General features: G+C 74.4%; 21 protein-coding genes. 10 read left to right on the top strand and 11 right to left on the bottom strand.

The genetic code is table 11. The features are described 5' to 3' along the window. The first annotated feature begins 30 nt into the window (after positions 1-30). A complete protein-coding gene (gene sodN, locus LQ327_RS29360; protein ID WP_230739559.1) occupies positions 31-438 on the top strand; it encodes a superoxide dismutase, Ni in 408 nt (135 codons plus the stop codon). 78 nt (positions 439-516) lie between these two features. Next, complete coding sequence (locus LQ327_RS29355) at positions 517-1,152, top strand: histidine phosphatase family protein (RefSeq protein ID WP_230739558.1); 636 nt, start codon at positions 517-519, stop codon at positions 1,150-1,152. Positions 1,153-1,223: 71 nt separating this feature from the next. On the opposite strand, the gene LQ327_RS29350 is transcribed toward LQ327_RS29355, so the two are convergent. Further along, the gene (locus tag LQ327_RS29350) at positions 1,224-1,610 is read right to left on the bottom strand and encodes a hypothetical protein (protein WP_230739557.1); all 387 of its coding nucleotides are present in this window, start codon (positions 1,608-1,610) and stop codon (positions 1,224-1,226) included. A gap of 87 nt (positions 1,611-1,697) precedes the next feature. Here LQ327_RS29350 and LQ327_RS29345 point away from each other — a divergent pair, with 87 nt between their 5' ends. Together LQ327_RS29345 and LQ327_RS29340 are read left to right on the top strand one after the other, a co-directional pair. Then, on the top strand, positions 1,698-2,618 hold the full coding sequence (locus LQ327_RS29345; protein WP_230739555.1) for a diacylglycerol/lipid kinase family protein: 921 nt from the start codon (positions 1,698-1,700) through the stop codon (positions 2,616-2,618). A gap of 606 nt (positions 2,619-3,224) precedes the next feature. Then, the gene (locus tag LQ327_RS29340) at positions 3,225-3,473 is read left to right on the top strand and encodes a WhiB family transcriptional regulator (protein ID WP_230739553.1); all 249 of its coding nucleotides are present in this window, start codon (positions 3,225-3,227) and stop codon (positions 3,471-3,473) included. A 188-nt stretch (positions 3,474-3,661) separates the two neighbouring features. Here the strand turns inward: LQ327_RS29340 and LQ327_RS29335 are convergent, their stop codons facing one another. After that, positions 3,662-5,194: a sensor histidine kinase gene (locus LQ327_RS29335; protein WP_230739551.1), complete on the bottom strand. Its 1,533-nt coding sequence runs from the start codon at positions 5,192-5,194 to the stop codon at positions 3,662-3,664. A gap of 10 nt (positions 5,195-5,204) precedes the next feature. Then, positions 5,205-5,447 carry a biotin/lipoyl-binding carrier protein gene (locus tag LQ327_RS29330; RefSeq protein WP_269071152.1) on the bottom strand — a complete coding sequence of 81 codons (243 nt, stop codon included), beginning with the start codon at positions 5,445-5,447 and terminating at the stop codon, positions 5,205-5,207. A 64-nt stretch (positions 5,448-5,511) separates the two neighbouring features. Here LQ327_RS29330 and LQ327_RS35350 point away from each other — a divergent pair, with 64 nt between their 5' ends. Continuing rightward, positions 5,512-5,586, top strand: a complete 75-nt coding sequence (locus LQ327_RS35350) for a 50S ribosomal protein bL37 (RefSeq protein ID WP_372460785.1) — start codon at positions 5,512-5,514, stop codon at positions 5,584-5,586. A gap of 71 nt (positions 5,587-5,657) precedes the next feature. Here LQ327_RS35350 and rsrA read toward each other — a convergent pair whose 3' ends face one another. Next, on the bottom strand, positions 5,658-5,999 hold the full coding sequence (rsrA, locus tag LQ327_RS29325) for a mycothiol system anti-sigma-R factor (protein WP_230739547.1): 342 nt from the start codon (positions 5,997-5,999) through the stop codon (positions 5,658-5,660). After that, on the bottom strand, positions 5,996-6,664 hold the full coding sequence (locus LQ327_RS29320) for a sigma-70 family RNA polymerase sigma factor (RefSeq protein ID WP_230739794.1): 669 nt from the start codon (positions 6,662-6,664) through the stop codon (positions 5,996-5,998). The genes rsrA and LQ327_RS29320 overlap by 4 nt, the downstream gene beginning before the upstream one ends. A gap of 334 nt (positions 6,665-6,998) precedes the next feature. Here LQ327_RS29320 and ybaK point away from each other — a divergent pair, with 334 nt between their 5' ends. Together ybaK and LQ327_RS29310 are read left to right on the top strand one after the other, a co-directional pair. Continuing rightward, positions 6,999-7,484: a Cys-tRNA(Pro) deacylase gene (gene ybaK / locus LQ327_RS29315; RefSeq protein ID WP_308286399.1), complete on the top strand. Its 486-nt coding sequence runs from the start codon at positions 6,999-7,001 to the stop codon at positions 7,482-7,484. Positions 7,485-7,542: 58 nt separating this feature from the next. Continuing rightward, a complete protein-coding gene (locus LQ327_RS29310) occupies positions 7,543-8,016 on the top strand; it encodes an SRPBCC family protein (RefSeq protein ID WP_230739545.1) in 474 nt (157 codons plus the stop codon). 6 nt (positions 8,017-8,022) lie between these two features. Here the strand turns inward: LQ327_RS29310 and LQ327_RS29305 are convergent, their stop codons facing one another. Together LQ327_RS29305 and LQ327_RS29300 are read right to left on the bottom strand one after the other, a co-directional pair. After that, positions 8,023-8,673, bottom strand: a complete 651-nt coding sequence (locus tag LQ327_RS29305; RefSeq protein WP_230739543.1) for an alpha/beta hydrolase family protein — start codon at positions 8,671-8,673, stop codon at positions 8,023-8,025. Then, on the bottom strand, positions 8,670-9,452 hold the full coding sequence (locus tag LQ327_RS29300; RefSeq protein ID WP_230739541.1) for an SOS response-associated peptidase: 783 nt from the start codon (positions 9,450-9,452) through the stop codon (positions 8,670-8,672). Before LQ327_RS29300 ends, LQ327_RS29305 begins: the two co-directional genes overlap by 4 nt. Positions 9,453-9,508: 56 nt before the next feature. On the opposite strand from LQ327_RS29300, the gene aroA reads away from it, so the two are divergent. Together aroA and rsgA are read left to right on the top strand one after the other, a co-directional pair. Next, positions 9,509-10,858: a 3-phosphoshikimate 1-carboxyvinyltransferase gene (gene aroA / locus LQ327_RS29295; protein WP_230739539.1), complete on the top strand. Its 1,350-nt coding sequence runs from the start codon at positions 9,509-9,511 to the stop codon at positions 10,856-10,858. Continuing rightward, positions 10,855-11,874 carry a ribosome small subunit-dependent GTPase A gene (gene rsgA / locus LQ327_RS29290; protein ID WP_230739537.1) on the top strand — a complete coding sequence of 340 codons (1,020 nt, stop codon included), beginning with the start codon at positions 10,855-10,857 and terminating at the stop codon, positions 11,872-11,874. Before aroA ends, rsgA begins: the two co-directional genes overlap by 4 nt. 3 nt (positions 11,875-11,877) lie before the next feature. On the opposite strand, the gene LQ327_RS29285 is transcribed toward rsgA, so the two are convergent. Beyond that, a complete protein-coding gene (locus tag LQ327_RS29285) occupies positions 11,878-12,495 on the bottom strand; it encodes a nucleoside/nucleotide kinase family protein (protein ID WP_230739536.1) in 618 nt (205 codons plus the stop codon). Positions 12,496-12,524: 29 nt separating this feature from the next. On the opposite strand from LQ327_RS29285, the gene LQ327_RS35065 reads away from it, so the two are divergent. Beyond that, positions 12,525-13,805 carry an FAD-binding domain-containing protein gene (locus LQ327_RS35065; protein WP_230739535.1) on the top strand — a complete coding sequence of 427 codons (1,281 nt, stop codon included), beginning with the start codon at positions 12,525-12,527 and terminating at the stop codon, positions 13,803-13,805. Positions 13,806-13,856: 51 nt separating this feature from the next. Here LQ327_RS35065 and LQ327_RS29275 read toward each other — a convergent pair whose 3' ends face one another. From LQ327_RS29275 to LQ327_RS29265, 3 genes are read right to left on the bottom strand one after another with little or no spacing between them, the layout of a single operon-like run. Next, the gene (locus LQ327_RS29275; protein ID WP_230739534.1) at positions 13,857-14,375 is read right to left on the bottom strand and encodes a DUF6912 family protein; all 519 of its coding nucleotides are present in this window, start codon (positions 14,373-14,375) and stop codon (positions 13,857-13,859) included. Continuing rightward, positions 14,372-15,364 (bottom strand): patatin-like phospholipase family protein, encoded by a 993-nt coding sequence (locus tag LQ327_RS29270; RefSeq protein WP_230739533.1) that lies wholly within the window; start codon positions 15,362-15,364, stop codon positions 14,372-14,374. The genes LQ327_RS29275 and LQ327_RS29270 overlap by 4 nt, the downstream gene beginning before the upstream one ends. A 13-nt stretch (positions 15,365-15,377) precedes the next feature. Further along, positions 15,378-16,793, bottom strand: a complete 1,416-nt coding sequence (locus LQ327_RS29265) for a WS/DGAT/MGAT family O-acyltransferase (protein WP_230739532.1) — start codon at positions 16,791-16,793, stop codon at positions 15,378-15,380. Positions 16,794-16,845 lie beyond the last annotated feature (52 nt).

Genomic DNA, 16,845 nt, shown 5'->3' with positions numbered 1-16,845 from the left:
TCCCCGTCAGAGGGGAGTTTGGGAGGCGACATGGGACTGCTCACGAGCATCCTCCGTACGAACCTTGAGGCCACCGCTCACTGCGACCTCCCCTGCGGCGTGTACGACCCGGCTCAGGCCCGGATCGAGGCCGAGTCGGTCAAGGCGATCCAGGAGAAGTACCAGGGCAACGAGGACCCGTCGTTCAGGGAGCGCGCCATCCAGATCAAGGAGGAGCGCTCCGACCTCGTCAAGCACCACCTCTGGGTGCTGTGGACCGACTACTTCAAGCCGCCGCACTTCGAGAAGTACCCGCAGCTCCACGAGCTGTTCAACAAGGCCACGAAGGCCGCGGGGGCCACCGGCACCAAGGGCTCGAACGACCCGAAGACCGGTGACGAGCTGCTCGGCTACATCGGCGAGATCTCGGACATCTTCTGGGAGACCAAGAAGGGCTGAGCCCTCGACGCACTTGGCGACGCGCCCGTCCCGGCTCGGGGCGGGCGCGTCGTGCGTCGGGCCTCGAGAGGAGTCGCGGTGAGCGAGAGTCCGGTCGGGCGCATCTTCCTGCTGCGCCACGGGGAGACCGAGTGGTCGGCGAACGGGAAGCACACCGGGCTCACCGACATCCCGCTGACCCCGCGCGGCGAGGAGCAGGCCCGCACGGCGGGTCGGCTGCTGACCACGCTGCGGGGCACCGACATCGCGCCGCCGGTGGTCTGGTGCAGCCCACGGCGTCGCGCCCGCGACACCGCCGCGCTGGCGGGCCTGGAGCCGGACGCGATCCGCGAGGACCTCGGTGAGTGGGACTACGGCGACTACGAGGGCCGCACCACGCCCGACATCCGCACCGAGGATCCCGGCTGGACCGTCTGGACCCACCCGGTGCCGCACGGCGAGACCGCGCCGCAGATCGCGCAGCGGATCGACGGGGTGATCGCCGACGCCGATCGTGAGCTCGCCTCGCGCGACGTCGTGCTCGTCGGCCACGGGCACGCCGGCCGGGTGCTCATCGCGCGCTACCTGGGCCTGACGCCGGCCGCGGGGGTGGGCTTCGCCTTCGACCCGGCCTCGGTGACCGTGCTGGGCCACGAGCGCGGCAGCCACCGCATCGACCTGCTCAACGCGCCCGGCGGGCTCGTCGAACCGCCGCCCCCGCCGGCTGACCGGTAGGTGCGCTGACGCGCTTGTGAGCAGTAATTGATGCCAGAGCCTCACTTACTGCTCACGAGCGCGGAGCGCACCTACTGCTCGGCCCAGTCCCGGCCGGCCCGGGTGAGCACCCCCACGAGGATCGCCAGGCACACGACCGCGATCGGTACGCCCCACTCCGGGCGCTCGCTCGTCACCCCCGCGTAGAAGGCGACGCCGAGACCGAGCAGCTGCACCACGACGACGGGGCCGCGGGCACCCCGCGCGCCCCGCGCGAGCGCGACGCCGGCCGCGGCGACGCCGACCCCCAGCAGCACGACGAACCCCCACACCTGGGGGGTGCCCTCGACGATCAGCGCGACGACGCCGCCCACGAACAGCGCGAGGCCCTCCAGCGCCGCACCGAGCGCCGCGATCACGAGCGATCGCGGGGGCGCCGCCGCCTCGGGAGCGGGCGGCGGGACGGGCGCACCGGACACGTCCCCCAGCCTAGGTCGGCCCGTTCCGAGCGATCCGTGCACCACGCCCGGCCCAACGCCGCGCGGCCCGGCGCTACGGTGAGTGCCGTGCGCGCCCTGCTCGTGGCCAACCCCTCGGCCACCACCACCACGGCAGCCGGACGCGACGTCATCGCCCACGCCCTCGCCAGCGAGGTGAAGCTCGAGGTGGTGGCCACCCGCTACCGGGGCCACGCCGCGGAGCTGGCGGCACGGGCCTCGACCGAGGGCGTCGACCTCGTCGTCGTGCTCGGCGGCGACGGCACCGTCAACGAGGCCCTCAACGGCCTGCTCGTCGACGGCCCCGGCGACCGGGTGCCCGCGCTGGGCGTGGTGCCCGGCGGGTCGGCGAACGTCTTCGCCCGCGCCCTCGGTGCCGCGCGCGACCCCCTGGAGGCCACGCACCAGCTCCTGGAGGCGCTCGCCGCCGGGCGGAGCCGCACGGTGGGCCTCGGGCGGGCGGACGAGCGGTGGTTCAGCTTCAACGCCGGGCTCGGCTGGGATGCGGACGTCATCTCGGCGATGGAGCACGCGCGCGACAAGGGCCGCGAGGCGACGCCGGCCCGCTACGTCGCCACCTCGATCCGGCGGTGGACGACGGCGCGCGCGAGGCCGCCGTCGTTGCGGGTCGAGATCCCGGGGCGGGATCCGGTCGAGGACGTCAAGCTCGCCCTGGTCTCCAACACCGACCCGTGGACCTATCTCGGCGGCCGGGCGGTGCGCACCAACCCCGGGTGCTCGTTCGACACCGGGCTCGGCCTGTTCGGGCTGCGCTCCCTGGGCCTGCCGACGATCGGGCGGATCGTCCGCCAGATCCTCTCGGAGGACGGCTTCGGTCAGCTGGACTCCGTCCTGCGCGACGACGACGTCTCCGCGCTGCGGATCGTCTCGGAGGAGCCGGTGAACCTGCAGGTGGACGGCGACCACCTCGGGCGCCGCAGCGACGTGGAGTTCCTCGCGGTGCCTGGCGCGCTGCGCGTCGTCGTCTAGTCGAAGTGAGCCAGGTCACGCCCGTGCGGTGAACGGGCCGCCGGATGCCCTCCGTAACCCGACGAACGGGGGCTGTATCCGGCCATCGGGGGACCTCAGCGGGTCGGATCCGGGCCGACGGGGCTCCTGCGGTGATCCTAGCGACCGCTCGTCGCCCCCCGTCGCCCGGGTCGACGCCTCGTCGTGCGGCTTTTTCCGCTCGTCGCAGTGACCGAGCCGTCACGGTGCGCCGATATCCGCTCACCGACCGACCAAGCCCGTCGAGCCGCTTGGGACTCGATCCAGAGGCGATCGTCCTGCAGATTCTTGGACATCCCCCGCGAGAGCCGGGCAGGAATGCACCAGCAGAACTGCCCGGCCGGGTCCACGGGAAGCCGGAGACATTGTCTCCGCCGACCGAGGGCGAGGGAGGCGGACACGCCAGGGTGTTCGGCCGGCGGCACGGTTGCCGCAGGTCCGGACATTTTGCGGACCGGCTCCCCAGTACGACGAGAACAGCACAGGGGCCGTTGGAGGCCCCGGGCGATTCCGCCCCGAAGGAATCGCCGATGACCACCGCAACCCGGTGCGCACCCCGAGCGCGCACCCAGCGAGGAGACCAGCACGATGGACTGGCGGAACGAAGCTGCTTGCCGCGACGAGGACCCGGAACTGTTCTTCCCGGTCGGGACGAGCGGCCCCGCGCTCTCGCAGATCGCACAGGCCAAGGCCGTGTGCCGCCGCTGCCCCGCGATGTCGGAGTGCCTGAGCTGGGCGCTCGAGTCCGGTCAGGACGCCGGCGTCTGGGGCGGTGCGGACGAGGACGAGCGTCGCGCCATGAAGCGCTACGGCGTCCGCGTCGACGCGCAGGCCTGAGCCCGACCCCCGCCGGCCGGTAGAGCGGCGGACGCTCGCTCCCCACGCGTCCGCCCCAGGCCGGCGGGAACCTGCAGGACCTGAGCGAAGGGCCCCTTCGGTCGATCTATTCGACCGGAGGGGCCCTTCGCTCGTTCCGGGGCCGCTGCGACCCGGCCGCTGCGGTTTCCGGGGCCGCACGGCGCCGCTCAGCGGCCGCGGGGGTCCCCACGGTGCGGCAGCGGGATCGTCAGCTCGGCGCGCGTCCCGCCCTCGGCGTCGGGGCGCAGGCTGAGCGTGCCGCCGAGCTCGGAGTCCACGAGCGTGCGGACGATCTGCAGCCCGAGTCCCGGCGCCCGCTCCAGGGAGAAGGTCTCGGGCAGGCCGCGGCCGTCGTCGACGATCTCGACGAGCAGGCGGCTCGCGCTGCGGGTCGAGACGATCCGGACGGCGCCCGTCGTCCCCTCCCCGAAGCCGTGCTCGAGGGCGTTCGAGACCAGCTCGGTGACGACCATGACGAGCGGGGTCGCCATCACCGCAGGGAGCACGCCGGCGCGGCCCTCCCGGCGCATCTCGACGCCCGCGCCGGGGCGCACCACGTCGTTCATCATCGGCACGACGCCGGCCAGCACCTCGTCGATGTCCACCCGCTCGTCGACCGACGCCGCGAGTGCCTCGTGGACCAGCGCGATCGACGCGACCCGGCGCATCGACTCGGTCAGCGCGGAGCGGGCCTCGTCGTGAGGGGTCCGGCGGGCCTGCAGGCGCAGGAGCGCGGCCACCGTCTGCAGGTTGTTCTTCACCCGGTGGTGGATCTCGCGGATCGTGGCGTCCTTGCTCATCAGGGCGCGGTCCCGACGACGGACCTCGGTCACGTCGCGCACGAGCACGAGCGCGCCGCCGGGCACCCCGCGCGGGCGCAGCGGCAGCGCCCGGACGACCGCGGTCGCGCCGCGGCTCTCCACCTCGACGCGGGCGGACGGGGTACCGGCGAGCGCATCCCGCAGGAGCGTGACGACCTCGGCGCCCTCGAACGGGTCGGCGGACACCTTGCGGGCCACCGTCGGCAGGTCGGCTCCCACCAGCTCGTCGGCCCAGCCGAGCCGGTGGAACGCCGAGGCGGCGTTCGGGCTCGCGTAGAGGACCGTGCCGACGGCGCTGACCCGGACGAGCCCGTCGCCCACCCGTGGCGTCGAGCGCCCTTCGTCGACGGTCTCGGCGGTCGGGAACGTGCCGTCCGCGATCATCTGGCAGAGGTCGCCCGCCACCGCGAGATAGGAGATCTCGAGGGTCGACGGGACGCGGGGGGCGGCCAGGTTGGTGTCGCGGCCCAGCACGGCGATCATGCGGCCCTCGTAACCGACGGGGACGACCTCGCGGCGGATCGACCGCCCGCGGTGCCAGCGCGGCTGTTCCTCGCGGCGCATCGTGGTGTCGCCGAGGGCGCGCACGAGCTGCGGGTGCTGCGCGGCGGACGAGGTACCGCCGACCATGTCGTCGGGATGCGCGGTCGGCGCCGTCGTGGGCCGGCTGTGGGCGACGCAGAGGAACGTCGCGGCCGCGTGCGGACCGGTCGCGACGCCGTCGGGCCCGTCCGGCACCGTCACCGGCACCCAGAGCAGGAAGTCCGCGAACGACAGGTCGGAGAGCAGCTGCCACTCCGAGGCCAGCCGCTGCAGGTGCGCGACCTCGTCCCCGGAGAGCTCGGTGTGCGTCGCGAGCAGGAAGCTCAGCGTCGACATGAACGAGCGCTCACTCGGACTCCGCGGCCCGCTCGATGACGGCGATGAGGTCGCCGCCCTGCACCACGTCGCCCTCCTTGACCGCCACCGACACGACCGTTCCCTCGATCTCCGTCAGGACGGGGATCTCCATCTTCATCGACTCGAGGAGCACGACGGTGTCGCCGTCGCTCACCCGGGTGCCCTCACGGGCGACGACCTCGAGGACGTTCGCGACCATCTCCGCGCGGATCTCGTCAGCCACGACCGACATCCAACCACCGACCGGACCGCCCTCGCCCTCATGAGACACCTGACCCTCGTGGGAAGATGGCCACATGTCGAAGCGCGCACGCCAGAAGCGGGACCGCAAGAAGAAGAGCTCGAACCACGGCAAGCGCCCCAACAGCTGAGGCGGGCACCGTGCCCACGAACGACGAAGGGCCCCGGAGAGAGTCTCTCCGGGGCCCTTCGTGTGTGGTGCCTACGTGCGGCGCCAGGTCTCGACGCGGGTCTGGTTCACCTCGACCACGGTGCCCGACGGCGTCCGCTCGACGCTGACCTGCGCCTGCTCCAGCACCGTCGCGCGGATCCGCTCGCGGAGCTTGGAGTGCAGCTCCTCGGGAGCGCGGTCCCCGCCGCAGGTGCGGGCCAGCAGCATCTTGACCTTCTCCTCGAGCCCGTAGCGGGCCAGGCACGGCCCGCACTCGTCGAGGTGACGCCGCAGCTGGGCGTCGCGCTCCTCGCCGCACTCGTGGTCGAGCAGCAGCCAGACCTCGGCGAGGACCTCGTCGCAGTCGGTCTCGTGGGGTTCTCCGCAGCTCACGACTGCACCCCCTCAGCCTCGCCCCGAATGAACCCACGGTCCCGCGCGGTCCCGGTCAGGGCCTCCCGCAGCTGCTTGCGGCCCCGGTGGAGACGGGACATCACGGTGCCGATCGGCGTCCCCATGATCTCCGCGATCTCCTTGTAGGCGAACCCCTCGACGTCGGCGAGGTAGACCGCCATCCGGAAGTCGTCCGGCAGGGCCTGCAGCGCGTCACGGATGTCGGTGTCCGGCAGCCGGTCGAGGGCCTCCACCTCCGCCGAGGGCAGACCCGACGAGCTGTGCTCCGCGGACTGCGAGAGCTGGTAGTCGGTGAACTCGTCGGTCGGGCTCTGCTGCGGCTGGCGCTGCCGCTTGCGGTAGGTGTTGATGTAGGAGTTCGTCAGGATCCGGTACAGCCAGGCCTTCAGGTTGGTGCCCGGCTTGAAGGACGTGAACGACGAGTACGCCTTCAGGACCGTCTCCTGGACGAGGTCCTCCGCGTCCGGCGGGTTGCGCGTCATCCGCATCGCCGCCGCGTAGAGCTGGTCGACCATCGGCATGACGTCGCGCTCGAAGCGCTCCGCCCGCTCGGCGACGGTCTCGGTCTCGAGGTCGGCGGGGGTGGACCCACCCTGGTCGACGGCGGACTCGGACGTCGCGGTGCCGTCCTGCTGAGCGGGCACCGTCGCGTCGCTCGTCGCCACGTCGTGGTCCGCGCGCACGGCTTCGGCCACCGGACTCCCTTCGCGCCGCGCGTCGGCCGCGGCGTCGGAACGCCGGGAGGTTACCCCCACGAGCGTTCCCGCACCCTCCTCCGAGTGCTTCGGGCCGGTGTCCGGGAGCAGGATCACGACCCCGTCGGCCGCGTCGGGGCTCCGCACCCCGAGCTGCGTGCCGCGCTCCATCGTCATCGCTGGCATCGTCACCTCTCCTCGGCCGCGGCAACGACGACCGCGGCGCCTCTGCAGGACGGAACGCCCACGCCCCCGCGCCGATTCCCCGCTAGCCTCCGTGCCCGTGGCGCGACGAACCTCCGGCGGGACGCCCGCGCTGAGCGCCCTGGAGCGCGCCGGGATCACCCACCGGACCCACCCGTACGAGGCCCCGGGGGTGGCTGCCTACGGCGCCGAGGCGGCCGAGGCACTCGGCCTCGACCCGCGCCGGGTGTTCAAGACGCTCGTCGCGGAGGTCGACGGGACGCCCGTCCTGGCGATGGTGCCGGTGGCCGGCACGCTCGACCTCAAGGCGCTCGCGGCCGCGCGCGGCGGGAAGAAGGCGGTGATGGCCGACCCCACGACGGCGGAGCGCCTGACCGGCTACGTCACCGGCGGCATCAGCCCGCTCGGGACGAAGCGGCGCCTGCCCGTCGTCGTGGACGCCTCCGCCCTGGAGCACGAGACGGTTTTCTGCAGCGCGGGCAAGCGTGGTCTGCAGCTGGAGACGGCACCCGCGGATCTGGTCGCGGCGGCCGCGGCGACGACGTCACAGGTCGCCGACGAGTAAGCGCTCGTTCACCGGGCATCCCGAGATCGACACCTCGACCACGGGAGGACCAGGCCCGATGGGCATCATCGCCACCAGCTCCGAGACGACGTTCCGCCAGAGTCCCGAGGAGCTCTACGACTTCGTCACCGACCCCCGGAACTGGCCCAAGACCTACCCGGGCAGCGCGGGCATCGAGGGGATCGAGAGCGTGCCGCTGCAGGTCGGCGACGTCTGGAGCGAGGCGGGCAAGCTCGAGGACCTGGAGTGCCGGTTCACCTGGCGGCTCGTCACCGCGGAGCGGCCGTGGCGCTTCGAGTTCCGGTCGGTCGGCCTGCTCGCCCACGATCCCGACGACCACTCCGGCGGCTTCGAGGGCATCACGACGATCTCCTACACGTTCACGCGATCCGGTGAGGGTGTGACGCTCTTCCACCGCTCGATGACCACCGAGGTGCCCAAGCACGGGCGGATGGCCCCGCAGGTCGTCGCCTCGCACGAGCCGATCGCGATCGACCTGTACCACGACGCGGTGGCCGCGGCCCTGGGCTGACCGGACTCAGGAGATCGGGCCGGGCGGGGTCGGGAGGAGCTTTCCCAGCCACGGCTCGACCGCATCGCGGATCGGCCCCTTCGCCGTGAGCGAGTGGTCCCCGCGCACCGTCACGACCTCGCGGTGCGGCGCCTCGGGCGGCACCCCGAACCGGTCGCGGTCCCCCGAGACCGCCAGCACCGGGATCCCGGCCGCGTCCACCGCGTCGATCTCCGGCGTGCGGTCTCCCCGGGTGCCGTCCTTGCGCGGCGGCGCGAGCAGCGGGAACGCCAGCGCCAGGACCCCGACCGGCGGCGGCGAGGCCACGACCGCCCCCCGGCACGCCACCCGCGCGCCCGACGACCGCCCGCCGTGGACCTGCGGCACGTCCGGGAAGCGCCGCATCAGCTCGGCCAGCACCGCCGCCCACGCCTCGTCGAGCTGCACCGCCGGGGCCGGACCGCGCCGACCCGCCACCCGGTAGGGCTGCAGGACCCGCGCGACGGCGATCGTGCTGCCGGCTGCCCCGGCCGCGGCCAGGAGGTCGGGTGCCTCGATCCCCCCGCCGGCACCGTGGCCGAGCACGAGCAGCCCGCAGGTCAGGTTCGACGCCTCCAGGGCCACCCGGGCGGGCCCGTGCGGCGTCTCGACCTCGAACTCGTCGACGCCGACGATCACGAGGGGTTGACCGCCTCGAGGTCGAGCCCCTGCTGCTCGGGCTGGTCGTGGACCTCCTCGACGAGCTCGGCACCGTGGTTGCGCACGTTGTTGACCTTCGAGGACACCTGGCGCATCTCGATCGCGGCGAGCACGTCCTCGGAGGGGGTGAGCAGGCTCGTCGGGTCCTCGTGGTCCGGGTCCAGCCACTCCGCCCAGCGCTCGCGCGGCAGCACCAGCGGCATCCGGTTGTGGATCTCGGTGAGTGGGCCGGCCGACGCGACCGTGACCACGGTGGCCGACACCAGCGGCGCCGTCCCCTTCTCGGCCGAGCGCGGACGCCAGGTCTCCCACAGCCCGGCGAGCGCCAGCGGGTGCCCGGCCAGGCCGGAGGACTGCGAGTACGTCATGAAGTACGGGATCTTGTGCCCGCCGTCGCGCAGCCACTCGTACCAGCCGTCGGCGGGCAGCAGGCAGCGCCGGGACGCGGCCGCGCGGCGGAACGCGGGCTTCTCGGTGAGCGACTCCGCGCGCGCGTTGATGAGCCGGTTGCCCACCGACTCGTCCTTCGCCCAGGAGGGCACGAGCCCCCAACGCATGGCGCGCAACGAGCGCTCGAGCGTCGACGGGTCCGGGGTCCCGGAGTCGTCGCGGGGGTGCCGGTCGACCACACCGGGGACCGTCAGCGTCGGCGCGACGTTGTATTCGGGTCCCTCGACCGCGCCGTCCGTGGCGTCCTGGGCCTCGAACTCCTCGGCCAGGTCGGCCGGGTCCTTGGCCAGGGCGTAGCGACCGCACATGCCACCGATCCTGCCACCGCCCACCGACAGCCACCCCGACACGCGAGAATGGCGGCGTGAGCACCTGGAGCACGCCCGTCGCCGAAGGACCCGTGCGCGGCACCGTCGCGGTCCCCGGGTCGAAGTCCATCACCAACCGCGCGCTGCTGCTGGCCGCGCTGGCCGGTGACGGCGCCATGCGCACCGTCGCGGGCGCCGCCCGCTCCCGCGACACGACCCTCATGGTCGACGGCCTGACCGCGCTCGGCGCGCACACCGCGGTGACCCCGGGTCGCGACGGCACCCTCGACGTCGCCGTCACCGCTCCCACCCACCTGCACGCCGGCCGGGTCGACTGCGGTCTCGCCGGCACCGTCATGCGCTTCCTGCCGCCCGCGGCCGCGCTCGCCGACGGCCCGGTCGAGTTCGACGGCGACCCGCACGCCCGCGCCCGCCCGATGAGCGGCGTGCTCGAGGGGCTGCGCGGGCTCGGCGTCGCGATCGGGCCCGCCGACGCCGACCGGCTGCCGTTCACCGTCGTCGGCCGGGGCGGGGTCGCCGGCGGCGCGGTGAGCGTCGACGCGTCGGGCTCGTCGCAATTCGTCTCCGGGCTGCTGCTCTCCGGCGCCCGGTACGACGACGGGCTCGCGGTCACCCACCGCGGCCCGGGCGCCGTCCCCTCGCTGCCGCACGTGGACATGACCGTGACGATGCTGCGCACCGCGGGCGTCACGGTGACCTCCGAGAGCGACGGCGCCACCCCCTCGCGCTGGGCCGTCTCGGCCGGACCGATCACCCCGGCCGACCGCTTCGTCGTCGAGCCCGACCTCTCCGGCGCCGCGGTGTACCTGGCCGCCGCCCTCGTGACCGGCGGCGAGGTCACCGTCGCCGGCTGGCCGGAGTCGACGCCGGGGAGCCCCGACCTGCAGCCGATCGGCGCCGTCCGCGAGGTCCTCGAGGCCTTCGGCGGCTCGGTCACCGTCGACGCCGCGGGCCTGACGGTGCGCGGTGACGGCCGGCTGCCGGGCGTCGACGTGGACCTCGCCGAGATCGGGGAGCTCACCCCCACCGCGACGGCGCTGGCGATGCTCGCGGCGCGCGACGGGGCCCGCTCGCGGCTCCGCGGGGTCGCGCACATCCGCGGGCACGAGACCGACCGGCTCGCCGCGCTGGCCGCCGAGGGCGCCGCCCTGGGCGCGCGCGTGACCGAGACCGACGACGGGCTCGTCGTGGAGCCGTCCTCGACGCTCGCGCCGACGCGGCCGTGGGGCGCCTACGCCGACCACCGGATGGCCACGGCGGGCGCGCTCGTCGGGCTCGTCGTCCCCGGCCTGGAGATCGACGACGTCAGCGCCACCACCAAGACGCTCCCGGACTTCGCCACCGACTGGCCCGCCCTCGTGCACGGGGTGGGGATTCCGGCGTGACCCGCGGCGGCGCGGCGGGGCGCTACGACGAGAGCGACGTCCGGGTCCGGCCCGGGAAGGGCACCCGGCCACGGTCCAAGCGCCGTCCCGACCACGCCGACGCCCGGGCCGCGATGGTCGTCGGCGTCGACCGCGGCCGCTGGACCTGCGCGCCCGAGGACGACCCGACCACCCGCGTCGTCGCGATGCGCGCCCGCGAACTGGGCCGCACCCCCGTCGTCGTCGGCGATCACGTCGACCTCGTCGGCGACACCTCGGGCGCCGACGACACGCTCGCCCGCATCGTGCGGGTCGCCGACCGCACGAGCGTCCTGCGCCGCACCGCGGACGACACCGATCCCTACGAACGGGTCGTCGTCGCGAACGCCTCCCACCTCGTGATCGTCACCGCGCTCGCCGACCCGACCCCGCGGACCGGGTTCGTCGACCGCTGCCTGGTCGCCGCCTACGCGGGCGGGCTGGAGCCGGTGCTGTGCCTGACGAAGGCCGACCTGGTCGACGACGGCGGGGCGGGCTTCTCGTCCGCCTACGCCGAGCTGGATCTGCCGGTGGTCGTGACGCGGCTCGACGAGGACCCCGTCGCGCTGCGGGAGGTCGTCATCGGGCGGGTGTCGGCGTTGATCGGGCACTCCGGGGTCGGGAAATCGACGCTGGTGAACGCGCTGGTGCCGGACGCCGAGCGGGCGGTCGGGGAGGTCAGCGGGGTCGGCAAGGGGCGGCACACGTCGACCTCGGCGGTGGCGCTGGCGCTCCCTGGATCAGGCTGGGTCGTCGACACCCCGGGCATCCGCTCCTTCGGGCTGGCGCACATCTCCCCCGACGACGTCGTGGCCGCGTTCGGCGACCTCGCGGCGGCCGTCGAGGACTGCCCGCGCGGCTGCTCCCACCTCGGCCCGCCGGCGGACCCGGAGTGCGCGCTGGACCCGCTGGTCGAGTCCGGGGCGCTCTCGGCGGGGCGGTTGGAGGCGCTGCGGCGGGTGCTGACGGCGCTGCGCACGCCGGCCTGGGAGGCGTGAGGGTCAGTCGTCGAGGTCTGTGTCGTCGGTCAGGCGGCGGTCGGCGCGGTGGGCGGTCCGGGCGATCACGACGGCGTTGGCGGCGTCCGACCCGTCGGCGCGGGCCACGGCCTCGTCGTGCGTGCGCCCGACGCGCTCGTGCCGGGCGATCAGGCGCTGTCGCCGGGTGGCCTCGTCCGGCTCCAGGAACCAGGCGTCGTCGAGCAGGCCGCGGACGCGGTCCCAGGGCGGCTCGTCGAGCAGCAGGTAGTTGCCCTCGGTGACCAGCAGCGTGACCTCGGGGCCGATCTCCAGCGCGCCGCCGATCGACTCCTCCACGGACCGCCGGTACTCCGGCGCCCAGATCGTCGTCGTGCGCTCGGTCCGGAACCGCTCGAGGAAGGCGACGTAGCCGGCCGCGTCGAAGGTGTCCGGCGCGCCCTTGCGCTCGAGGCGGCCGAGCCGCTCGAGGGTGGAGTTCGCCAGGTGCCAGCCGTCCATCCCGACGACGGCGACCCGGTGCGGGTCGAGCCGCTCGCCCAGCGCGTCGGCGAGCGTCGACTTCCCGGCCCCGGGTCCCCCGACGATGCCCAGGATGCGGCGGTCGGGGCCGGCGGCGAGAGCGCGGGCGCGGGCGAGCACGGGACCTCCTCCGGGGCTGGTCCCGCCGAGTGGACCACGAGGGCCGCCGCGGCAACCGTGAGGGTCCGCTCGGGGCGGGCGGGGTACGCCCCGATGTGCGCCTTCCCGTTCCCGACCCCGGTCCCGACGCCGCCGTCGCCTTCGTCGGCGAGCACCTCGCCGACCTCGCCTGCGACACCCCGGCCGCCTCGCCGTCGTTCCGGGGCGGGCAGACGGCCGCGGACGCCGCACTCGCGGCCCTCGACGTCACGCACTACGCCCGGCGTCGCAACGAGGTCTGGCCGCCCGAGCGGCGCGGCGCCTCGCGGATGTCGCCGTGGATCCGTCACGGGCTGCTCTCGCTGCCGGCGCTGTGGGAGCACGTCGCCGACGCCGCCCCCCGCGACCGCACCAAGTACCGCGACGAGCTCGCCTGGCAGGAGTACGCGCGGCACGTGTACGCGCGGGTCGGGACGCGGCTGCGTGACGACCTGCGCGCCCACCCGCCGCGTCCGCCCGAGCTCTGGGACGACCCGTGGCCGCGCGACATGGCCTGCATGGACACCACGGTCTCCGAGCTGCACGACGACGGGTGGCTGGTGAACCAGACCCGCATGTGGCTCGCGAGCCAGTGGACCGTGCGCGCCGGGGCCCGCTGGCGCGACGGCGAGGACGCGTTCTTCACCCACCTGCTCGACGGGTCGCGGGCGGCCAACCGGCTCGGCTGGCAGTGGACGGTCGGCTCCGGGACGGGCAAGGCGTACGGGTTCTCGCGCTACCAGGTCGAGAAGCGGGCGCCGAAGCTCTGCGCCGGGTGTGCCCTGAACCAGGCCTGTCCCGTCCAGGACTGGCCGCCCGAGCAGCGCACCGAGCGGATCGAGCCACCGTCGCTGCTGCGCTCCGACCCCGATCCCGAGGCGACCGCGGGCCCGTCGTCGTCACCCGCCGCCGAGGTGGATGCCGTGTGGCTGACGGCGGAGTCGCTCGGCGACGACGACCCGGCACTGGCCGCCCACTCCGACGTGCCGGCGGTGTTCGTGTTCGACGAGCCGCTGCTGCGCCGGCTGCGGCTCTCGGGCAAGCGGCTGGTGTTCCTCGCCGAGACGCTGGCCGACCTGGCGACGCGCCGGCCGGTCGAGCTGTACCGCGGCCGGGTCCCGGACGAGCTGGGCGAGCGACGGCTGGCCGTGACGTTCGCGCCGGTGCCCGGCTTCCGGCGGCTCTCGACGCAGCTGCAGCCGAACGCGGTGCATCCCTGGCCGTGGCTGTTCCGCCCGAACGCCGGCCGGTTGCAGAGCTACACGGCGTGGCGGAAGGGGATGCCCGCGTAGGTGCGCTCCGCGCTCGTGAGCACTAATTGACGCCCTGGCGTCAATTAGTGCTCACGTGCCGTCAGGCACCTCCAGGTCCAGCACGAACGGCAGCTCCTGGAGCCCGTACCAGGCGAGGTCGTGATCCTCGGCGTCCCCGAGCGTGAGCTCCGCGTCCTCGTCGCCCATGTCGGCGGCGTCGATCACCCCGGCGGCCCGGCGGACGTCCTCGACCGCGTCGGACACGTCGAGGTGCACCGACGCGAGCCGAGGCATCGGGATCGGGCCGGCCACCCGCACCACCGCGGCGTCCAGGTCGGGACGCAGGGTCACCTCGTCCACGTCGGCGGCGACGACCGCGCGCCGGGCCGGGGTGTCCGGGTCCTCGACGAGATCGGTCGCGAGCAGCCGCAGCGAGGCCCGCGCCGCCTCGGTCATCGCGACGTACTCCAGCTCCTCGTCGTCACCCGCGATGTAGGCCTCCCGCAGCGCGGGGGTCAGCGCGAACGCCGTCCCCGAGAGCGGCTGCAGCGCCTCGTCGGCCAGGAGCGCGCGCAGCCCCGCGACGGTCGTCGGTACGTAGACCCTCACTCGTGTCCTTCCCCGATCGTCCGGCCCCGGTCCTTGCGCGCCCACCAGGCCGCCGTCGTGCGCAGCGCCGTGCGGAGGACGTCGCCCTGCTTCCGGGCGTCCATCACGTTCCATCCCATCGCCGCGCGGTCCTCCGGGCCGGGGGCGTGCGCCGTCACGCGCAGCCCCGCGGTCCGCAGCCGGCCGATCTCCCGGGCGCTGCGGCCGCCGACGATCCCACGGAACAGTCCGTCCGCCGCCGCCCCCGCCCCGCCGAGCTGCATCCGGCCGCGCCGGGCGAGCGGGATCAGCACCAGGGCCTCGTCGAGCGGCGGCATGTCCGGCCCGAGGAGCAGGTCGGCCGAGGTCGCCGAGCACACCCCGCCGTCGACGTAGCGCCGCCCCGCGATCCGCACCGGCGCGAACCACCCGGGCACCGCGCACGACGCCGAGGCCGCCTCGGCCGGCGACGTCGGGGGTGCCCCGGCCCGGCCGAACGGCACCCGGGCGCCGCTGTCGTAGTCCGTGGCGACGATGCGCAGCTCCGGCCCGTCCGGCGGCGCCGGCCAGGTCTCCGACGCGAACGACGACACCAGCCGCACGACCCCGGAGGTGTCCGCGCGACCGACCGGCAGCAGCGCCGAGGCCGCGGCGAGCGGTGGGAACTTCGTCGGGGCCTGCGCGATCCGGCCGAGCAGGCGCACCGAGCCCGGCCCGATCCGCGGCATCGGCGGGAGCCCGCCCCGGGCGCCGCGTCGTCGGGGCTTCCGGTTCGACGACGGGCGCGACGGCGCGTCGAGCAGGTGATCCACCAGGTCCTCGACGGCAAGGCCACTGGCCAGCGCGGACGCGACGATGGATCCGGCGGAGGTCCCGACGACGACGTCCGCGTCGCGTGCGTCGAGCCCGGTCGCCTGCTGCCAGGTGGAGAGCGCCGCGACGGTCCACGCGTAGCCGAGCGACCCGCCGGTCCCGAGGACGACGGCCCGCCGGGACGGGGTGCGGCTCACCCGGCTGCCCCTCTCATCGCGGCACCGTCGCGACCAGTTCCGCGAGCGCTTCGGCCACGAGGTCACCGAACTCGTCGACGTCGGCCATGGCGTCGCGGTCGGCGTTGAACCCGTAGAACACCCCGCCGTCGTAGCTGGTGAGCCCGACGGCCAGCGACTGCCCCTTCGCCAGCGGGACGACCGGGTACATCTCGAGCATCCGCGCCCCGCCGGCGTAGAGCGGGTGCTGCGGGCCCGGCACGTTGGAGACGACGACGTTGAACAGCCGCCGGGACAGCCCGCTCGCCGCACGGGCGCCGAGCGCGTGCAGCGTCGGCGGGGTGAACCCGCCCACCTGCACCAGCGCGTTCGCGCCGACCGACTGCCCGGACTGCTTGTGCTCGCGCATCGCGTGCGCCACGTGGTGCATCCGCAGCACCGGGTTCGGCTCGCCGACCGGCAGGTCCACCAGGTACGACGCGATCCGGTTGCCGAGCAGCCCCGCCCCGTTGATCGCGCCGGTCGCCTCGGCCTCGCCGCGCACCGAGAGCGGCACCATCGCGCGCATCGTCGTCGAAGGGGTCACCGAGGCGCCGCGCGAGAGCAGCCAGTTGCGCATCGCCCCGGAGATGACGGCGAGGACGACGTCGTTGATGGTCCCGCCGTGCGCGCGGCGCACCGCCCGGTAGTCCTCCAGGTCGGTGCGCGCGTGGGCGAAGCGGCGCTGCGTGGAGATCGGGACGTTCAGTGGGCTGGTCGGGGCGGGCCGGACCGCCGTCCGTACCGCCGACAGCAGCCCACCCGCGACGCCGGCGACCTGCGCGACGGTCTCCGTGGCGTCGCGCACCGCCGCCCGCGCGACCTCCACCGCGTTGCCGGGCCGCGCGACGGCCTCGCCCATCGCGTCGAGCATCAGCTTCCACGGCGCCGGTTCGGGCCGGGCGCTCCACTCGTCGACCGGCTCGTCGCGGCCCTCCGGCGAGTCGTCCAGCACGACCTGGCTGATGTCGATCGACGCGATGCCGTCGACCATCGCCTGGTGGGTCTTGGTGACGATCGCGACCCGTCCGCCGGACAGGCCGTCGACCAGGTACATCTCCCAGAGCGGCCGCGTGTGGTCCAGCGGCCGCGACATGAGGCGCGCGACGAGCTCGTTGAGCGCCCGGTCGGTGCCCGGACCGGGGAGCGCGGAGCGGCGCACGTGGTAGGTCACGTCGAACTCGGTGTCGTCGACCCACACCGGGCGGGCCATCCCGGCCGGGATCTCGCGAATCTTCTGCCGGTAGCGCGGAACCAGGCCGATCCGGCCGCTGATGAGCTCGACGAGACGTTCGTAGTCGAAGCCGGCCCGGGGCTTGCGGAAGACGGCGACGCTGCCGACGTGCATGGGCGTCGTCGGTTGGTCCATGTAGAGGAAGGAGGCGTCCAGGGCCGAGAGGCGGTCCGGCATGGACCCGATCCTCGCACGTCACTCCGGAGCGCCCCGTCTGCGAGAGTGCACA

Origin of the sequence: Actinomycetospora endophytica, from assembly GCF_021026375.1 — a bacterium.
GTDB classification, from domain to species: Bacteria; Actinomycetota; Actinomycetes; order Mycobacteriales; family Pseudonocardiaceae; genus Actinomycetospora; species Actinomycetospora endophytica.
Note: the sequence above shows the minus strand (reverse complement) of the source record. Positions and strands in the feature narration are given on the sequence as shown.

What these genes read in the sequence shown, in the direction of transcription:
- LQ327_RS29330 (WP_269071152.1), bottom strand. Translation starts at nt 5,447, where the DNA reads ATGTCGGTCGTGGCTGACGAGATCCGCGCGGAGATGGTCGCGAACGTC.
- LQ327_RS29265 (WP_230739532.1), bottom strand. Translation starts at nt 16,793, where the DNA reads ATGCCGGACCGCCTCTCGGCCCTGGACGCCTCCTTCCTCTACATGGAC.
- LQ327_RS29310 (WP_230739545.1), top strand. Translation starts at nt 7,543, where the DNA reads ATGGGCATCATCGCCACCAGCTCCGAGACGACGTTCCGCCAGAGTCCC.
- LQ327_RS29300 (WP_230739541.1), bottom strand. Translation starts at nt 9,452, where the DNA reads ATGTGCGGTCGCTACGCCCTGGCCAAGGACCCGGCCGACCTGGCCGAG.
- LQ327_RS29340 (WP_230739553.1), top strand. Translation starts at nt 3,225, where the DNA reads ATGGACTGGCGGAACGAAGCTGCTTGCCGCGACGAGGACCCGGAACTG.
- sodN (WP_230739559.1), top strand. Translation starts at nt 31, where the DNA reads ATGGGACTGCTCACGAGCATCCTCCGTACGAACCTTGAGGCCACCGCT.
- LQ327_RS29335 (WP_230739551.1), bottom strand. Translation starts at nt 5,194, where the DNA reads ATGTCGACGCTGAGCTTCCTGCTCGCGACGCACACCGAGCTCTCCGGG.